Here is a 16717-nt window from a genome sequence, read left to right as displayed (position 1 = left end):
GAGGGATTATTTCACGTCAAAGCTAAGCGGTTTCACCTGCTTGAAAAGCCTTGTGTCCTCCAGTGCTTTCAGGGCCGCCGCAGGCACAGGTTCGTCGACATAAAGCAGCGCAATCGCTTCGCCCTTCGCCTCTTTCCGGCCAAGGGTAAAGTTCGCAATGTTGACGTTGTTGGCGCCCATCGTCTGACCAAGCGCGCCGATGATGCCCGGCACGTCTTCGTTGGTAGTGTAGACCATGTTCGTCCCAATTTCTGCATCGATATTGATGCCTTTGATCTGAATGAACCGTGGCTTGCCATCGCTAAAGACTGTGCCGGCAACAGACCGCTCCCGCTTGTCGGTCACAACTGTGACCTTGATATAGCCTTCAAACGCACCGGACTGATCCTGCTTGGTGGTGGACACCTGCACGCCACGCTCTTTCGCGATCACAGGCGCACTGACCATATTCACGTCTGGGTTCACCTTTTTCATGATGCCCGCAATGACCGCACAGGTCAGGGCGTTGAGGTTCATCTCACTCGCTTCACCGTCATAAAGGATGTTGATCGCCTGCACTGGCTCATCCGTCATCTGACCGATGAAGTTACCAAGGTGGCCGGAAAGCTCGATCCAAGGCCCCATGACTTTGGCTTCTTCCGCCGTCACGGATGGCATGTTGAGCGCGTTCGACACAGCACCTGTCAGCAAGTAATCCGACATCTGCTCTGCCACTTGAAGCGCCACGTTTTCCTGTGCTTCGGTCGTTGCTGCGCCAAGGTGTGGGGTGGCCACAACATTTGGCAGGTTGAAGAGCGGGCTTTCCGTCGCAGGCTCCACCGCGAAGACGTCAAAGGCCGCGCCAGCGATGTGGCCGGACTTGAGCGCCTCTGCCAACGCTTCCTCATCCACCAAACCGCCACGCGCACAGTTGATGATCCGCGCACCCTTTTTCATCATAGCGATCCGCTCTGCGGTGATCATGTTCGCAGTCTGCTCTGTTTTGGGGACGTGCAGCGTCAGGAAGTCCGCACGGGGCAGAAGCTCTTCCAGCTCAACCTTCTCCACACCCATCTTGTCGGCCTTTTCTTGGCTGAGGAACGGATCGTAGGCGATGACCTTCATCTTCAGGCCACGGGCGCGGTCGCAGACGATCCCGCCAATGTTGCCAGCCCCGATAACGCCCAGCGTTTTGCCGGTTAGCTCAACACCCATGAATTTTGACTTTTCCCATTTGCCCGCATGGGTGGACTGAGAGGCCTCAGGAATTTGACGCGCCACCGCAAACATCATCGCAATCGCGTGTTCGGCGGTTGTGATCATGTTCCCGAAGGGGGTGTTCATTACGATGATACCGGCCTTGGACGCGGCATCCTTATCGATGTTATCGGTGCCGATACCGGCACGGCCAATCACCTTCAGCTTCTTTGCATTTGCGATGATCTTTTCGGTGGCTTTCGTCGCCGACCGGATGGCAAGGCCATCATAGTCGCCGATCACTTTCAGCAATTCAACTTTGTCTTTGCCAAGGTCCGGTTTGAAATCCACGTCAATGCCTTGGTCTTTGAATATTTGCACTGCCGCATCAGACAGTTTGTCAGAGATAAGTACTTTCGGGGCCATATGTGTGGTCCTTTTTGAGAATGTGGGGAGGCGGGGCAAAACCCCCGCCATAAGAATTAGAGTGCTGCGTTTTCCACCTCGAACGCCCATTCGAGCCAAGGCAACATCGCTTCGATATCGGAGGTTTCCACCGTCGCACCGCACCAGATCCGAAGACCCGCAGGCGCATCGCGATAGGCCCCGATGTCGAGCGCGACACCCTCCGTCTCCAGCCGTTTTGCAACGGCTTTGGCAAAGGTTGCCCCATCGGTGATCCGATCATCGGTGAATTTCAGACAGACGGAGGTGTTCGACCGGATGGCGCGATCTTTCGCAAGGTTCGCAATCCAATCGCGGGAGGCTGTGAAGTTCCAGATCGCCTGCGCGTTTGCATTGGCGCGATGCATCAACGCATCCAACCCGCCAATCGATTTCGCCCATTTCAACGCGACCAGATAGTCCTCAACTGCCAACATCGACGGCGTGTTGATCGTTGCGCCTTCAAAGATACCTTCGATCAGCTTGCCACCTTTTGTTAGACGGAAAATCTTCGGCAGCGGCCATGCCGGTGTGTAGCTTTCCAGCCGCTCAACTGCGCGCGGGCTCAAAATCAGCATCCCGTGGGCCGCTTCGCCGCCCATCACCTTCTGCCAAGAGAAGGTTGTCACATCCAATTTGTCCCACGGCAAATCCTGCGCGAACGCGGCAGAGGTCGCATCGCAGAGCGTCAGCCCCGTACGATCCGCTGGGATCACATCGCCAGAGGCGACGCGCACACCGGATGTGGTGCCGTTCCATGTAAAGCAAACGTCTTGGTCATAATCCAAAGCTGCCATATCGACAATCTCGCCATACTCAGCAGTATGCGTTGTCGCCTCGATCTTAAGCTGCTTCACAACATCCGTGACCCAACCAGCACCAAAGGATTCCCAAGCGACCATCTGGACAGGACGTTCCCCCAGTATCGACCACATCGCCATTTCAAAGGCACCGGTGTCAGACGCAGGAACAATCCCGATCTTGTAATCATGCGGTACGCCCAAAACCTCGCGCGTCAGCTCAATCGCGTTTTTCAGCTTGGCCTTGCCCACCGCCGCACGGTGCGACCGGCCCAAAGCGGCATCGCTCAAATTTTCCAATTTCCAGACGGGGGGTTTGGCACAGGGGCCAGACGAAAAACGCGGATTTACCGGCCGCGTCGCCGGTTTGGTCTTAACCATCAGTGGTATCCTCACAGATATGCGCCCTTCGTTGGGGAAGGGTGTCCCATGGACGGAGCTACGGCGGTTTGAGGTCTTTCGCAACAGCCAAAATGTAGCTAGACCGCCGATCAAGCCGCTTTTTGCGACATGCCCGACGCCAATAGGAAACCATCCATGTTTACAGCCACACTGATCGCTGCGTCCAGTCAACGGAACCTAGAAGGCGCGCTGGTCGAGAACCTGCGCAACGCATTGGGCGGTGGGGATGCGATCTGGCTTGCTGCTGATGAAGCCGCTGAATTTGCGCTGCAAACGGAGCCTTCGAATTTTGAAGATGTCTGGCAAAGCTGTCAGGACATGGGCATCGATCTTGCCCTTCAACCGATGACGGGCCGCCGCAAGAAGGTGCTGCTCGCTGACATGGACAGCACGATGATCCAGCAGGAATGCATCGATGAATTGGCGGCGGAGGCGGGCGTGGGCGCACGTGTCGCCGACATCACCGCAAAAGCCATGAATGGGGAGCTTGATTTCGAAGGGGCCATCGATGAGCGAGTAGGGCTGCTGAAAGGTTTGCCCGAAACCATCATTGATTACGTCCTCAAGACCCGCATCACCTATATGCCTGGAGGCGCAACGCTCTTGGCGACCATGAAGGCCAATGGCGCATACGCAGCGCTCGTCTCCGGCGGGTTTACAGCGTTCACAGCCCGTGTCGCGGGCACGCTGGGCTTTGATGAAAACCGCGCAAACACGCTTGAGATTGAGGGTGGCCAACTAACTGGCCGCGTGGTCCGCCCGATCTTGGGGCAGGAAGCAAAGCTCGATGCGCTCAACGACATCACCCAGCGCTTGAATCTCTCAACCGATGATGTGCTGGCTGTTGGCGACGGCATGAATGATCTGCTGATGCTAAAGAATGCGGGCACTGGCGTCGCTCTCCATAGCAAGCCCGCGTTGCAGGAAAAGTGCAAAGTCCGCATCAACCACGGCGATCTGACTGCCTTGTTATACCTACAAGGCTACAGTACTGCCGATTTCCACACACCTGGCACATGAAAAAATGCCCGGACGGGTGTCCGGGCAAGTCTAACAGGGAGGTGGTGGCTATCGTCCCCGCCACCGGAGGGATAGGGATTAGCGCATCAAAGGGGGAGGAGATCAGACGCGCAAACCAATCGCTATGCGACCAATCTATAACCACCCGGTTCGGTCACAAGGAGGCGTGCGTTTGACGGATCTAGTTCAATTTTTTGCCGAAGACGATAAATATGCGTCTCCAACGTGTGCGTTGTCACACCGGCATTATAGCCCCAAACCTCGTGTAAAAGGACGTCTCGCGCTACCACGCCTTCGGTCGCGCGATATAGGAATTTCAGAATGTTGGTTTCCTTCTCGGTCAACCGAACCTTCTTGTCATCCTCGGTGAAAAGCACCTTCTCCGCTGGCTTGAACGTATACGGCCCAAGCTGGAAAACAGCATCTTCTGACTGTTCATGCGTCCGCAGCTGGCTGCGCAAACGGGCAAGCAATACAGGGAATTTGAAGGGTTTGCTGACGTAATCATTGGCGCCCGCATCAAGGCCATAGATCGTGTCTGCGTCGCTGTCCTGCGCTGTCAGCATCACAATCGGGCATTTGACGCCTTGCTTGCGCATTAGGCGGCACAATTCGCGGCCGTCCGTGTCTGGCAGACCCACATCAAGGATCATCAGGTCATACAGCTGCTCTTTGGCTTTCGTCATGGCCTCGGCGCCATCGGCCGCCTCAAACACATCGAAATCTTCCGTCATCAAAAGCTGTTCACCCAACGCTTCGCGCAGGTCATCATCATCGTCGACAAGCAGGATTTTCTTTAGCTGAGCCATAATTGCCTCCTTCGGGTGCTGTAGAAAAGATGTGATCGATCCGTGCGTCAGGCAAGCTTTGCGTCGTTAATTTCACATGGACGTGTGATCTTTCATGCAAATGTTTCAATTTCCGAACGGGTCGCCTATGTCAGTCTTGTTATGAAAAAGGCGGTCTTTGGTGGCACTTTCCCCTAATAACGTTGAAAAACTTGCACGCGCACGGGCGGATTTGCGCATGGGTGTGCCTGTTGTTTTGACCGATGGCGTGATTTTGGCTGTTGAAACATTGGGCGCAGAGCGTCTTCACGATTTGTGCAGTTTTGGTGAGCCTTGCATCGCCATCACCGACTGGAGGGCCCAAACGCTCAAAGTTCGGATCTATGATAATGATCTGGCGCGCATCGCTTTGCCTGCCGATGTCTCCGCCAAATGGGTGCGGGCGATTGCCGATCCTGCTGATGACCTCGGCAATCCGATGAAAGGGCCCTACCGCTGCCTAAGGGGCGGCAACGCCGACCTCGCACGGGCAGGGATCACGCTGACCAAGGCAGCGCGAATGCTGCCTGCTGTGCTGGTGCTGCCGCTCGAAAACGCCGCCACTTTTGCCGCGCAACATGATCTTACGTTCGTCGACCAAGCCAGCGTTGGACTGGGCGACGTCAGCCACTTTGACCATGTCATCCACGCGCGCCTACCGATGACCGTGTCAGAGGCGGGACGCCTTCACATTTTCCGACCCGAAGACGGTGCAGAAGAACACTACGCTGTCGAAATCGGCAACCCCGACCGCAGCAAACCCGTGCTCGCCCGCCTGCATTCCGCCTGCTTTACGGGAGACCTGCTTGGTTCGCTCAAATGCGACTGCGGCCCGCAATTGCGCGGGGCGCTGGCCCAAATGGGGGAAGAGGGGGCAGGCATCCTGCTCTACCTCAACCAAGAAGGCCGAGGTATCGGCCTTGCCAACAAAATGCGCGCCTACGCGCTGCAGGATCAGGGCTTTGACACGGTCGAGGCGAACCACCGCCTTGGTTTCGAAGATGACGAACGTGATTTCCGCATCGGGGCGCAGATTTTGGGCAAGCTCGGCTTCAAATCCGTCCGCCTGATGACCAATAACCCCTCCAAAATCGCGCGGATGGAAAGCTCTGGCATCGCAGTGACGGAACGTGTCCCGCTGCAAGTGGGTGGGAACCCCCATAACCACGCCTACCTCGATACCAAGGCCAAGAAATCTGGGCACCTTCTGTGACCAAAGCCACTGACATCGTCATCACACCCACCCACGCCCGATTTATGGGTCGCAAGTTCCCGATCACCATCGGTCGCGGTGGGCTGACAGATAAGAAGCGTGAAGGTGACGGCGCGACCCCCAAAGGTGTGCACGGGCTTGTGGGCATGCTCTACCGGACCGACCGGATGGCAAAACCTGCAAATTGGGCGGTGCCGATTCGACCGGGCGACCTCTGGTCCGATGATCCCAAAGATGAAGACTATAATCTGATGGTGCGCAGGCCCTACGCGCCTTCTCATGAAAATCTGCGCAGAGCGGATCCAATGTATGACCTAGTTCTGATCACTGATTGGAACTGGCCCTCTGCGGTGGCTGGGCGCGGCTCTGCAATCTTCATCCACCAATGGCGAAGCCCCGGACACCCCACCGCGGGCTGCGTCGCGTTTCGCCGTGATCATCTGCGGTGGATCGCCCCCCGCATACGGCACGAAACCCGAGTTGTTATCGCATAGCACTGGACCTTTTGCCTAAATCGGGGAAAACGAAAGACAGAAGAGATGAATCAGCAAGGCCCAATAATGACGCCTGACGAAATTGCCGAATTGCCCTACAGGCCATGCGTTGGGGTTATGATGATCAACCCCCGCGGCCACATCTTTGTGGGTCAGCGTAAGGACACCAAAGAACCTGCATGGCAAATGCCGCAAGGCGGTGTGGATCGGGGTGAGAAAACGCTCGACGCCGCTTATCGCGAGCTATGGGAAGAAACGGGCGTCGAAGCGCGATTGGTGACACTGGAGGCCGAAAGCAGCCGCCTTATTCCCTACGACCTGCCGCATCACCTTGTGCCAAAGGTCTGGAAAGGCCGCTACAAGGGGCAGGAGCAGAAATGGTTCCTCTTCCGCTTCCACGGCGCCGACACTGATATCGAGATCGAGACGGAGCACCCCGAATTCTCCGAATGGCGTTGGATGCTAAAGGAAGAACTGGTGGACAGCATTGTGCCCTTTAAGCGGGAGGTCTACGAACAGGTGCTGGCAGAGTTTGAAGACAAACTTTGAGCGTTGGAGGACGTCCAATGAAAACCATCCTCACAACTCTGTTCTGCCTTGTGGCCGCGCAAGCCTCAGCCCTCAGCTGCATGCGCCCCGACGTGGCCACCACGTTCCTGCAAATGAATGAGGTGCCGGAGCCAGTTTATGTTCTGCGCGGCACCTTTGAGTTTGATGAAAGCCTGCAGTCACAGGGCGTTGTTAACGAACCCCGCGATCCTGATCCGATCCCAGCGACTTTCACAGGCCACGGCCTCACACTCGACGGGTTCACCTCACGTTTCTTGCGTCCTGTCATTGTGCAGCCCGTTTGCTACGGCTCTTGGTGCGGCTCAATGGCCGCAGGAGAGGAGGTCATCACCTTCGCCAAAGGCGTGGGCGACGACATCGTCCTGGAGGCGAACCCCTGTGGCAGCACTGTGTTCTATGAACCCACTCAAACGATGATTGATGATCTGGTGTCCTGCATTCGCGGGAACAGGTGTGAGCCGAAAGAGTTCTAGGCCAACCGATCACTTCTGACGGCGTTTGCGCGTCAATTTGCGTTTGGTATTTGCCGCCTGCTTCTTGCTGGCTGACATCTTCCGGCGCGGCGGCTTGCCGCGTTTCTTGGACGGGCCGCGTGGCATGATCTGCTCATCAAGCGACACAAGCTCGGCAATCAAACCACCCGACACAGGTGCCGCCTCTACCAGCTTTACCGTGGCCCGTTGCCCCAGCCCGATCATCATGCCGGATTCCGAACCCATCAGGGTCTGACTGTCCGCGTCGTAGTCAAAATATTCACGCCCGAGCGACCTGATCGGCACTAACGCATCCGCACCCGTTTCATCCAGTTTCACGAACACGCCAAACTTGACGATCCCCGCGATCCGCCCTGGCATCTCTGCCCCCAAGCGATCAGATAGAAACGCCGCGAGATAGCGGTCTGTCGTGTCCCGCTCCGCCATCATCGACCGGCGCTCGGTATCGCTGATCTGCTTAGCGGTGGCGTCCAGATTCTCAACATCAAACGGCGACAAACCATCCTTGCCCCATTTGTGGGCATCGACTAGCGCTCGATGCACGATCAGGTCGGAATACCGCCGAATAGGTGAGGTGAAATGCGCGTAAGATTTCAGCGCGAGGCCGAAATGCTCGAAATTCTCAGGGCTGTAATACGCCTGCGTCATCGACCGCAGCGTGGTCATGCTGATGAGTTCTGCCTGCTCCGTCTCCCGCGCCTGCGCCATCAACCGGTTGAGCTGCTTGGTCTGCAAAACCTGCCCCTTGGCCAGAACGAGGCCGGAGGCGACGGCCACCTCCCGCAACTGTTCGATCTTCTCTGGGCTTGGCTCTTCATGCACACGGTAGAGCAGGGGCCGCTGCTTGGACTGCAGCGTTTCAGCCGCAGCGACGTTTGCCAAAACCATGAACTCTTCAATAAAACGGTGCGCGTCCAGCCGCTCCTTGAAGTTGACGGACCGCACATGGCCTTCGTCATCAATGACGATCTGCCGCTCAGGCAGGTCCAATTCCAACGGTTGCCGCCGTGCGCGTGCTTGCTTCAAGGCTTCATACGCCGCATAGAGCGGTTTCAGAACTGGTTCCAACAATGGCGCGGTCTTGTCGCTGGGCGCACCATCTATCGCGGCCTGCACTTCTTGGTAATTCAACGACGCTTGGCTCTTCATCAACCCGCGATGAAAGGTCTGGCCTAGCTTGTTGCCCTCGACATCGATCCGCATCTCCACCGCGACACAGGCCCGCTCCAGCCCTTCGTGCAGCGAACACAAATCGCCGGACAACCGATCCGGCAACATCGGCACAACGCGATCTGGGAAATAGGTGGAGTTGCCGCGCTTGCGCGCTTCTTGATCCAACGCGGACCCGGGCGTCACGTAATGCGCCACATCCGCAATCGCGACCCAGATGATGAATCCACCTGGATTGTCTTTGGCCTCATCCAGTTTGACATAGCAGGCATCATCGCGGTCCCGCGCGTCATAAGGGTCAATCGTAATCAAAGGCAGGTCGCGCAGATCGGTGCGTTTGCCAAGGCTCGCAGGCTTCGCTTTCTCCGCCTCTCCAAGCACGTCAGCGGGGAAATGATCGGGGATCCCGTGCTGATGGATCGCAATCAGCGAAACTGCTTTAACTTGCGTTGGGTCGCCCAACCGAGTGACAATCCTTGCACGCGGTAGCCCCATCCGGCCTTTCGGCCCGCTGTGTTCGGCTTCGACCAACTCACCATCTTTGGCGCCACCTGTCTCGCCCGCGCCCACCAGCCATTCCTTGCTGGAGCCTTTGTCGATGGGCACAATCCGTCCGCCTTCTGACCCTGAGCGGAAGACACCCAGCGTCCGCTGCGGGCTGGTCCCAATCCGGCGGATCAAACGCCCGGTATAGGGGTGATCGTCCTTTGGCGTCTCAGTGAGCCGCGCCAAAATGCGGTCGCCTTCGCTCAACGCGGGGTCGCTCTCCCGCAGCGATATCAGGATTGCGGGCTCAACCCCGTCGCCCGCCCATTCCAAAGGCCGCGCCAGCAGATCACCGTCGGAGTCCGGGCCAAGAACTTGCAACACCGAAACCGGCGGCAACTTGTCCGCATCGCGGTAGCTGCTGCGCCGTTTGCGCAGGATGCCTTCGGCCTCCATCTCCTTCAAAATCCGCTTCAGATCGATGCGCTGCGCGCCTTTGATCCCAAACGCACGGGCAATATCCCGTTTCGCGGTCCTTGACGGGTTATCGGTGATCCAATCAAGGATTTCAGATTTCGATGGAATGCGTGCCATGCCTCGCCCTAACACGTGCGGTACGGTGGCGACAGACGCCTTAGGCGAAATAGTCGTTGAGAATGCGCCGATAGATCGCTTTCAACTGCACAATGTCAGCCACAGGAACCTTTTCATCGACCTGATGCATCGTTTTTCCGACAAGCCCAAACTCCGCCACCGGACAATGATCTTTCATGAACCGCGCATCTGATGTGCCGCCGGAGGTAGACATCTCAGGCCGATGACCCGTCTCTGCCTCAACCGCCGCGCCAATCAGATCGGACAACTCGCCGGGCGGGGTGACAAAGCTTTCGCCAGAGATGCGAATGTTTAGCGCCACTTGAATGCCCGTCTCCTCCTGCACCTTGGCGCTTTCCGCTCGCAACCACGCGCCCACACTTTCCCCACTATGGAGGTCACTGAACCGAATGTTAACGGATGAACGGCATTGCGCAGGGATCACGTTGGTCGCGGGATTGCCAGTGTCCATCGTGACAATCGCAAGGCTGGAGGGATCGAAATGATCGCTGCCTTGATCCAACTCGTGCGAGGCCAACCGATCCATTAACCGCGCCATCGCGGTCAGCGGGTTGTTGGCGCGGTGCGGGTAAGCAGAATGCCCCTGCACGCCGGTGAATTCGAACTGCACAGTCATCGAACCGCGCCGCCCGATTTTCATGGCCTCACCCATGTGGTTGGGGCTCGTCGGCTCCCCCACAAGGCAGAGCGTCATCTGCTCCCCCGCGTCAGCCATCCAATCCAAAAGCGCGACGGTCCCATCGGTGGCGTCCGCCTCTTCATCGCCAGTGATGGTCAGCACAACCGCGCCATCGGGCGGCGTCTCAGCCACAAAATCCACAGCTGCTGCAACGAAAGCCGCGACACCGGATTTCATATCCGTCGACCCGCGCCCCCAAAGAAACCCGTCTTTGATCTCCGCCCCGAAAGGATCAACGCTCCAATCGTCAGGATTGCCAATCGGCACCACATCGGTGTGTCCGTTGAACCCAAAACTGCGGTTTGCCCCTTTCCGACCCCAACGGGCGAAAAGGTTGCTGATCCCGTTGCGGTCAACGCGCGTGCACTCAAACCCCGCGCCGCTCAAAACCCGCTCCAGCACATCCAAAGTGCCGCCTTCTTCTGGCGTCACCGATGGGCAGCGCACCAATTCGGCGGTCAAAGCGACGGGATCAAGATCAGACATGGCACATCCATCTATTGAGGTTGCCTTGGCCTACACCAAGCGCATGTAGCACGGAAGACACGATTTTTTCGCCCTGCACCGGACCACAGGGCGAGCCTTTGCACCACCGTACCGGTTTGGCTTATGGTTCTTCTCAACAACGGCGGGGCAGAAGCCCTCGACAAAAAGCACCGCAAAAGGTGCGATGAAGGCAGGATATCGAATGAGCTGGTTAGGACTTCGCGACAAGAAAGGGGCCGTGTTTGGCTCCGAAGGTGTTGGTCAACAAGCCAAAGGGCGTAAATCCCCCAACACACGGCTGACCCAAGGCACGCTCTCGAACTTGCCCGCCGCACTCTGGCGCACACTATCACCACTGGCCTCTGAAATCCTGCAACCGTTCGAAGTTGACGCTTGGAGCAAAATCCAAGCGGCCTAAGCCTTGTCGAAAAACGGCGTCATCTGCGCCACGATCACGCTGTTTTCATCGAGCGCCCGCTGCATCAACGCCTTTTCCTCGTCGTTGATATCGTGTCCTTCGGCCAGCCGTCCTTCCAAAGTCCCGTAGCCGGACACTTCCAGCGGGGCAAGGTCGGCTTGCTTTAGAATAGCCACCGTTTCGCGCACCGCTTCCGCCTCATCCACGCCGCTGGCATAGCACATGAGCGCTCCACCGGTTGCGCCTTCCGGCAGACCGTCACCGGCATTGCGCCCGACTTCCACCAACAGGGTGAACACCTTATGCTTGCTGCGCTTTTGTGACACTTCGTCGTTCCTTCTACCGCTATGGTCAGCGGCTTTTGGCATGGCTTTGATCTGGTGAGACTATCTCACGCGGTCTACACTCGGACCCTCGGGGGATGGAATGATCAAGTCTTCACGCTGGCTTTGCTTAACAACTCTTGTGCTGTGGTCAAGTTGGGCACAGGCTCAAGACATCACCGTCGCCACCGTAGATAGGGAGCCCTTCTAGATGCAGCGCGACGGTGCGCACACGGGGTTCAGTATTGATCTGATGAACAGCGTAACGGAAGAACTTGGCTGGCAAGTCACCTACCAAACAGCCGACAGTTTTGGCTCGATGCTGGAAGCCGTCGAGACAGGAGCCGTCGACGCGGCCATCGCCAATATTTCCGTCACAGCAGAACACGAACGCCGCATGGATTTCAGTCAGCCCATGTTTGACAGCGGCATCCAAGTTTTGACACCTTCCGGCACCGAAGGTGGCCCATCGCTCATCGCCGCGCTCTTTACGCGCGATATCGGCATCGCGGTGGCCAGCGCCTTGGCCCTGCTTTTCGGCGGGGGCATGTTGATGTCGCTGTTTGAACGCAAATCCCAACCCTATTTTGATCGACCACTGAAAGACGCCTCATTTCCTGCCTTTTGGTGAGCGCTGAACCTAGTAGTTAACGGTGATTTCGAAGAACGGATGCCGCAAAGCTGGGCGGGGCGGTTCTTCGCCGTCTGCCTTGTGGTGGCGAGCCTTTTCATCGTGTCGATCTTCGTGGCGCAAATCAACGCGTCCATGACCATCAACGCGATCAACGAGAACGTCCAAGACCTTAATGACCTTGATGGCAAGCGAGTCGGAACAATCGTGGGCTCAACCAGTTCCGACTTCCTCAATGGTCGCGCCACCGGGCATTTCGGCTATGACGATACGGCGCAACTGTTTCGAGCGTTCGAGGCGGAATCCCTCGAGGCCATCGTTTTTGATCCGCCAATCTTGGCTTATTACGTCTCGCAAAACAAAATGCCTGACGCACGGCTTTTAGATCGGGTCTACAAGCCAGAAAACTACGCCGCCGCCTTCCCCACCAATAGCCCCCTGCGGGAGCAGTTCGACCGCGTACTGCTCGATCTGGTGGAAAGCGGTGTCTATGAGGAGCTTCTGTTGAAATGGTTTGGGCCCGTCTATGACCTTGGCTGATCACTGTCGTCAGATGGTGGCACCTGTGAGTTTGCCGCCCAAAACGCGGATGTGATCAGCACCATTTGGATCGGCACAAAATAGACCAAGAACAGCACCAGGACCTTCACCCAAAGGTTCGAGTCCGCCAGAAAACCGATCAACCACGGGAAAATAGCAAATAGGATCCCAAACAGGATCATCGCGTCAGCAAAGACCGGTCCCCAAGCCGCCAACTGCCCGGGCACATGACCTTGGGCGATCCGCGATTTTGCAAGGGTGCGGCTGATGATCACTTAGTCGCGCAACAACTCGTTGATGCCCGTCTTGGACCGTGTCCGCTCATCCACGCGCTTCACGATGACCGCGCAGTAAAGGCTGACGTTGTTCTTAGAAGGCATCGACCCTGCAACAACGACGGAGTAGGGCGGCACTTCGCCATATATCACCTCACCGGTTTCACGATCCACGATCTTGGTGGACTGACCAATAAATACACCCATGCCCAAAACGGACCCTTCGCGCACGATGCAGCCTTCAACGACTTCGGACCGTGCTCCGATAAAACAGTTGTCCTCAATGATTGTTGGACCCGCTTGCATTGGCTCCAATACGCCACCGATGCCGACACCGCCAGACAGGTGAACGTTCTTGCCAATCTGCGCACAAGAGCCAACGGTCGCCCATGTGTCGACCATAGTCCCTTCGTCGACGTAGGCGCCAAGGTTCACGAATGACGGCATCAACACCACGCCTGGCGCGATAAAGGCTGACTTGCGCACCACACAGTTCGGCACCGCGCGGAAGCCCGCGGTCTTCCATTGATTGTCATCCCAGCCTTTGAACTTGCTGTCGACCTTGTCCCACCAGCCAGAGCCCTGAGGCCCACCGTCCTGCTGCTCCATATCCTTGATGCGGAAGCCCAACAAAACCGCCTTTTTCGCCCATTGGTTCACATGCCAAGAGCCATCATCCTGCTTTTCAGCCACCCGCAAAGAGCCGCTGTCCAGCGCATTCAAAGTGTCTTCAATCGCCTCGCGCGTTTCGCCCGTCGTCGACGGCGAAATCGCATCACGCCCATCCCAAGCAGCTTCAATCGCGGTTTCAAGTTGTGCATTGGACATGATCGACCCCTCAAAAAGTTCGGCACTGCTATAGGGACACCGTTACAAAAGCGCAATCAGTTCTGATTTGGATAAAACGCTTTGTTTAAAAGTTCGATTATCAAGTCAGTATGAGAAATAAACGTAAGGTAACCTGCATCGGGAATGTGATGGAGCTCGATCTTGTCTTTGTGGCTATGTGAAAATGCCCATACGGATGACGGGTCCGACGACGGGTCGAATTGCCTTTGGACGACATGGATTGGCACCGGACTCTCTGAGACCCAATTTGTCCAGTTCTGCTGTGTAAACACGAAAGAACGAACCGCATGCTCAGGACCCTGAGCCTGCAACATTTTCATGGCCGTGTCATACTCATTGTAGACAAACGGCTGTTTCGCCAGTTCGACATCTCGCGCATAGCCGCGAAGTTGCATCAATAGCATCCGTCGCGACCCCATCGCTTTCCAAGCTCTAATCGCTGAATATACCATGATTTTGTACATCCTGGGCGACTTGTTGACGCCAGAGCTGTGTTTCAACTTCCACTACCTCGCGATCCGCAAGATGCACTTTCTGGTCCGCGCCGCCGCCATCACCGTCTTCCCCGGCGGGTTTGGGACGCTTGATGAGCTATTTGAGGCCCTCACGCTCATCCAAACCGGCCGCATGGAAAAGGTACCCTTTCTGCTCTTCAGGCGCGATTTCTGGAACAGCATCATCAACTGGTAAGCCCTGTCAGACGCCGGCATAATCTCCGCTGAAGATCTGGACCTCTTTAAGTTCGTCGAAACCGTAGAAGAGGCGATGGAGGCGTTTGATATCTGGGGCGCTTAACCGCCCAACCCCGCTTCCGCCTCAATCTGCTTGCGCGACTTCCGCGCCCGTTCCGTCGCAGACTTCAACTGCCCACAGGCGGCCATGATGTCTTCCCCGCGCGGCGTCCGGATGGGGGAGGCATAGCCCGCTTTGTAGATAATATCCGCAAAGGCGCGGATGCGGTTATTTGAGGACCGCTTGTAAGGCGCACCGGGCCATTCGTTGAATGGGATCAGGTTGATCTTGGCCGGAATGCCGTCAATCAGCTTGATCAATCGCCGCGCGTCGTCATCACTGTCGTTAATACCGTCGAGCATCACATATTCAAACGTGATCCGCTCCGAATTGGAGACTTTTGGATAGCTGCGCAGCGCGTCCAGCAAATCCTCCAACGGCCAGCGCTTGTTGATTGGCACCAATATGTCGCGCACCTCGTCGGTGGTCGCGTGGAAGGAAATCGCTAGTTGGCAGCCAATCTCGTCGGCGGTCCGCGCCATTTCTGGCACCACACCGGAGGTCGATAACGTGATCCGACGGCGGGAGAGAGCGATGCCTTCGCCGTCCATTGCGATCTTCATCGCGTCGCGCACATTCTCGAAATTATAAAGCGGCTCACCCATGCCCATCAGCACGATGTTCGACAGCAGCCGCGTCTCATCCTTGGGCGCACCCGGTACCGGCCATTCATCCAGATCATCCCGCGCCACCATCACCTGACCAATGATCTCCGCCGCGGTCAGGTTGCGGACCAGTTTTTGCGTGCCGGTATGACAGAACGAACAGGTCAGCGTACAGCCCACTTGGCTGGAGACACAGAGCGTCCCGCGATCAGCCTCGGGGATATAGACAACCTCCACCTCATGACCCCCCGCGATCCGCACCAGATACTTGCGCGTGCCATCCTCGCTCACCTGACGGCTCACCACCTCAGGCACCTCGATCACGAAATGCGCATCCAGCTTCGCGCGATAGTCTTTCGACAGGTTCGTCATCTCGTCAAACGACCGAACGCCCCAGTGATAGACCCACTGCCAAATCTGGCCGGTCCGCATCTTCGCTTGCTTCTCCGGCGTGCCCATCTCAATCAACGCATCGCGCATTGCCTCGCGGTTTAGGCCGACAATGTTCGTCGGGCCGTCCGGCAGCTTGCGCGGAATCGTGTGAACGTCCTGAGTGATCGGGGCCTTAGCCGTCATATCCATGCCTTTCAGCGGAGAATAAGCGCTTCATATAATCAAGAAAGGCGGGTTTCCAATCGAAAACCCGCCCAAAATGCGTAATCTATGGTGCTGTCTTAGCTCTCGCAACGCTTCTGCGCTTCCTCAATCGCGGCACTAAAGCCAAGGAGAGAGAATGTGTCGGTGGTGATATTCCCACGACCGGAGCGGCCCTTGAGCACCGCATTGGCCCCACGCTTCATCGCGGCCACGATCTTGGCGTCCTCATCCGGTGTCGCAGGCCACGCCCACTCCCCCTCTGTGAAGAGCTGATACTCCGCATCGCCAATCGTCATGCTGACGGTGGAGTCGTTGGCAAATGGATAGCCGCCGGTAAACGCCACCTGACCCGCGACATTCGCGCCGGGGCGGTAGAACACAAACAGCAGCATATCACTGCGGCGACCCGTCGTTGGGTTGCCATTGGAATCTGTCAAACGGCTCTGCTTCGGCGCGGAAACGCCCCAGCATTCGGTCGGATTGTTCTCAACAAACACGCTCCAATCCGTGTTCGCAGCCACGCGATTGTCGCTGGCTTCCTGCGCTGTCACACCGCTCGCCCATCCCAATGCCGCACACGCGCCCACCGCAAATGCATACTTCATTTTCATGATACAGCCTCCAAGCTGTCCTTGCCTCTGGTCAATCGTCCCTAACGCTAGGTCTCACGCCAAGCTTTTCGACTGGAACGTTGAGTTTCAACTCGATACCCATAGACCTAGCAAAAAAATGCCTATGTGGGGAAGGCCCAATAGCGGCTAAAATCGACACACATGGAATGGGGGAAAAATGGCTGGTCCGGTGGATATGG

General features: G+C 57.0%; 19 protein-coding genes and 1 pseudogene. 9 read left to right on the top strand and 11 right to left on the bottom strand.

Annotated features, from left to right (window positions below; genetic code table 11):
* Positions 1-6: 6 nt before the first annotated feature.
* Positions 7-1602, bottom strand: a complete 1596-nt coding sequence (gene serA, locus ACTF5F_RS09175) for a phosphoglycerate dehydrogenase (protein ID WP_438956573.1) — start codon at positions 1600-1602, stop codon at positions 7-9.
* A 56-nt stretch (positions 1603-1658) separates the two neighbouring features.
* Positions 1659-2801: a phosphoserine transaminase gene (locus ACTF5F_RS09170; protein WP_438956572.1), complete on the bottom strand. Its 1143-nt coding sequence runs from the start codon at positions 2799-2801 to the stop codon at positions 1659-1661.
* Positions 2802-2957: 156 nt separating this feature from the next.
* On the opposite strand from ACTF5F_RS09170, the gene serB reads away from it, so the two are divergent.
* A complete protein-coding gene (serB, locus tag ACTF5F_RS09165) occupies positions 2958-3842 on the top strand; it encodes a phosphoserine phosphatase SerB (protein WP_438956571.1) in 885 nt (294 codons plus the stop codon).
* 122 nt (positions 3843-3964) lie between these two features.
* Here serB and ACTF5F_RS09160 read toward each other — a convergent pair whose 3' ends face one another.
* A complete protein-coding gene (locus tag ACTF5F_RS09160; protein WP_438956570.1) occupies positions 3965-4651 on the bottom strand; it encodes a response regulator transcription factor in 687 nt (228 codons plus the stop codon).
* 160 nt (positions 4652-4811) lie between these two features.
* On the opposite strand from ACTF5F_RS09160, the gene ribA reads away from it, so the two are divergent.
* From ribA to ACTF5F_RS09140, 4 genes are all read left to right on the top strand, one after another.
* Positions 4812-5882: a GTP cyclohydrolase II gene (ribA, locus tag ACTF5F_RS09155; protein WP_438956569.1), complete on the top strand. Its 1071-nt coding sequence runs from the start codon at positions 4812-4814 to the stop codon at positions 5880-5882.
* Between the two features lie 44 nt (positions 5883-5926).
* Positions 5927-6376 (top strand): L,D-transpeptidase family protein, encoded by a 450-nt coding sequence (locus ACTF5F_RS09150; RefSeq protein WP_438956647.1) that lies wholly within the window; start codon positions 5927-5929, stop codon positions 6374-6376.
* 66 nt (positions 6377-6442) lie between these two features.
* Entirely contained in the window at positions 6443-6925 is a 483-nt protein-coding gene (locus tag ACTF5F_RS09145; RefSeq protein ID WP_438956568.1) for an RNA pyrophosphohydrolase, read from the top strand.
* A gap of 17 nt (positions 6926-6942) precedes the next feature.
* On the top strand, positions 6943-7419 hold the full coding sequence (locus ACTF5F_RS09140; protein WP_438956567.1) for a hypothetical protein: 477 nt from the start codon (positions 6943-6945) through the stop codon (positions 7417-7419).
* Between the two features lie 9 nt (positions 7420-7428).
* On the opposite strand, the gene rnr is transcribed toward ACTF5F_RS09140, so the two are convergent.
* Both rnr and dapE read right to left on the bottom strand, forming a co-directional pair.
* Positions 7429-9690 (bottom strand): ribonuclease R, encoded by a 2262-nt coding sequence (gene rnr / locus ACTF5F_RS09135; RefSeq protein ID WP_438956566.1) that lies wholly within the window; start codon positions 9688-9690, stop codon positions 7429-7431.
* A gap of 40 nt (positions 9691-9730) precedes the next feature.
* Positions 9731-10876 (bottom strand): succinyl-diaminopimelate desuccinylase, encoded by a 1146-nt coding sequence (gene dapE, locus ACTF5F_RS09130; RefSeq protein ID WP_438956565.1) that lies wholly within the window; start codon positions 10874-10876, stop codon positions 9731-9733.
* Between the two features lie 202 nt (positions 10877-11078).
* On the opposite strand from dapE, the gene ACTF5F_RS09125 reads away from it, so the two are divergent.
* Positions 11079-11294, top strand: coding sequence for a hypothetical protein (locus tag ACTF5F_RS09125; protein ID WP_438956564.1), 216 nt, complete (start codon positions 11079-11081; stop codon positions 11292-11294).
* Here the strand turns inward: ACTF5F_RS09125 and ACTF5F_RS09120 are convergent.
* On the bottom strand, positions 11291-11620 hold the full coding sequence (locus ACTF5F_RS09120) for a hypothetical protein (RefSeq protein ID WP_438956563.1): 330 nt from the start codon (positions 11618-11620) through the stop codon (positions 11291-11293). The two genes, ACTF5F_RS09125 and ACTF5F_RS09120, sit on opposite strands and share 4 nt — an antisense overlap.
* A gap of 208 nt (positions 11621-11828) precedes the next feature.
* On the opposite strand from ACTF5F_RS09120, the gene ACTF5F_RS09115 reads away from it, so the two are divergent.
* Positions 11829-12248, top strand: coding sequence for a transporter substrate-binding domain-containing protein (locus ACTF5F_RS09115; RefSeq protein ID WP_438956562.1), 420 nt, complete (start codon positions 11829-11831; stop codon positions 12246-12248).
* A gap of 39 nt (positions 12249-12287) precedes the next feature.
* Positions 12288-12788, top strand: coding sequence for a hypothetical protein (locus ACTF5F_RS09110; protein WP_438956561.1), 501 nt, complete (start codon positions 12288-12290; stop codon positions 12786-12788).
* Here the strand turns inward: ACTF5F_RS09110 and ACTF5F_RS09105 are convergent.
* Genes ACTF5F_RS09105 through ACTF5F_RS09095 form a run of 3 tightly spaced genes read right to left on the bottom strand, consistent with a single transcriptional unit; the run spans position 12773 to position 14307 of the window.
* Entirely contained in the window at positions 12773-13063 is a 291-nt protein-coding gene (locus ACTF5F_RS09105) for a hypothetical protein (RefSeq protein ID WP_438956560.1), read from the bottom strand. The two genes, ACTF5F_RS09110 and ACTF5F_RS09105, sit on opposite strands and share 16 nt — an antisense overlap.
* Complete coding sequence (gene dapD, locus ACTF5F_RS09100; protein ID WP_438956559.1) at positions 13064-13891, bottom strand: 2,3,4,5-tetrahydropyridine-2,6-dicarboxylate N-succinyltransferase; 828 nt, start codon at positions 13889-13891, stop codon at positions 13064-13066.
* 56 nt (positions 13892-13947) lie between these two features.
* Positions 13948-14307 carry a hypothetical protein gene (locus tag ACTF5F_RS09095; RefSeq protein ID WP_438956558.1) on the bottom strand — a complete coding sequence of 120 codons (360 nt, stop codon included), beginning with the start codon at positions 14305-14307 and terminating at the stop codon, positions 13948-13950.
* 76 nt (positions 14308-14383) lie between these two features.
* On the opposite strand from ACTF5F_RS09095, the pseudogene ACTF5F_RS09090 reads away from it, so the two are divergent.
* Positions 14384-14707: pseudogene (locus ACTF5F_RS09090) on the top strand (LOG family protein); the annotation flags it as partial.
* On the opposite strand, the gene rlmN reads toward ACTF5F_RS09090, so the two are convergent.
* Both rlmN and ACTF5F_RS09080 read right to left on the bottom strand, forming a co-directional pair.
* Positions 14704-15885: a 23S rRNA (adenine(2503)-C(2))-methyltransferase RlmN gene (gene rlmN / locus ACTF5F_RS09085; RefSeq protein WP_438956557.1), complete on the bottom strand. Its 1182-nt coding sequence runs from the start codon at positions 15883-15885 to the stop codon at positions 14704-14706. The pseudogene ACTF5F_RS09090 and the gene rlmN overlap by 4 nt on opposite strands.
* A 98-nt stretch (positions 15886-15983) precedes the next feature.
* Positions 15984-16517, bottom strand: coding sequence for an invasion associated locus B family protein (locus ACTF5F_RS09080; RefSeq protein WP_438956556.1), 534 nt, complete (start codon positions 16515-16517; stop codon positions 15984-15986).
* Between the last annotated feature and the right edge of the window lie 200 nt (positions 16518-16717).

Origin of the sequence: Cognatiyoonia sp. (assembly GCF_965661665.1) — a bacterium.
Taxonomy (GTDB): domain Bacteria; phylum Pseudomonadota; class Alphaproteobacteria; order Rhodobacterales; family Rhodobacteraceae; genus Cognatiyoonia.
Note: the sequence above shows the minus strand (reverse complement) of the source record. Positions and strands in the feature narration are given on the sequence as shown.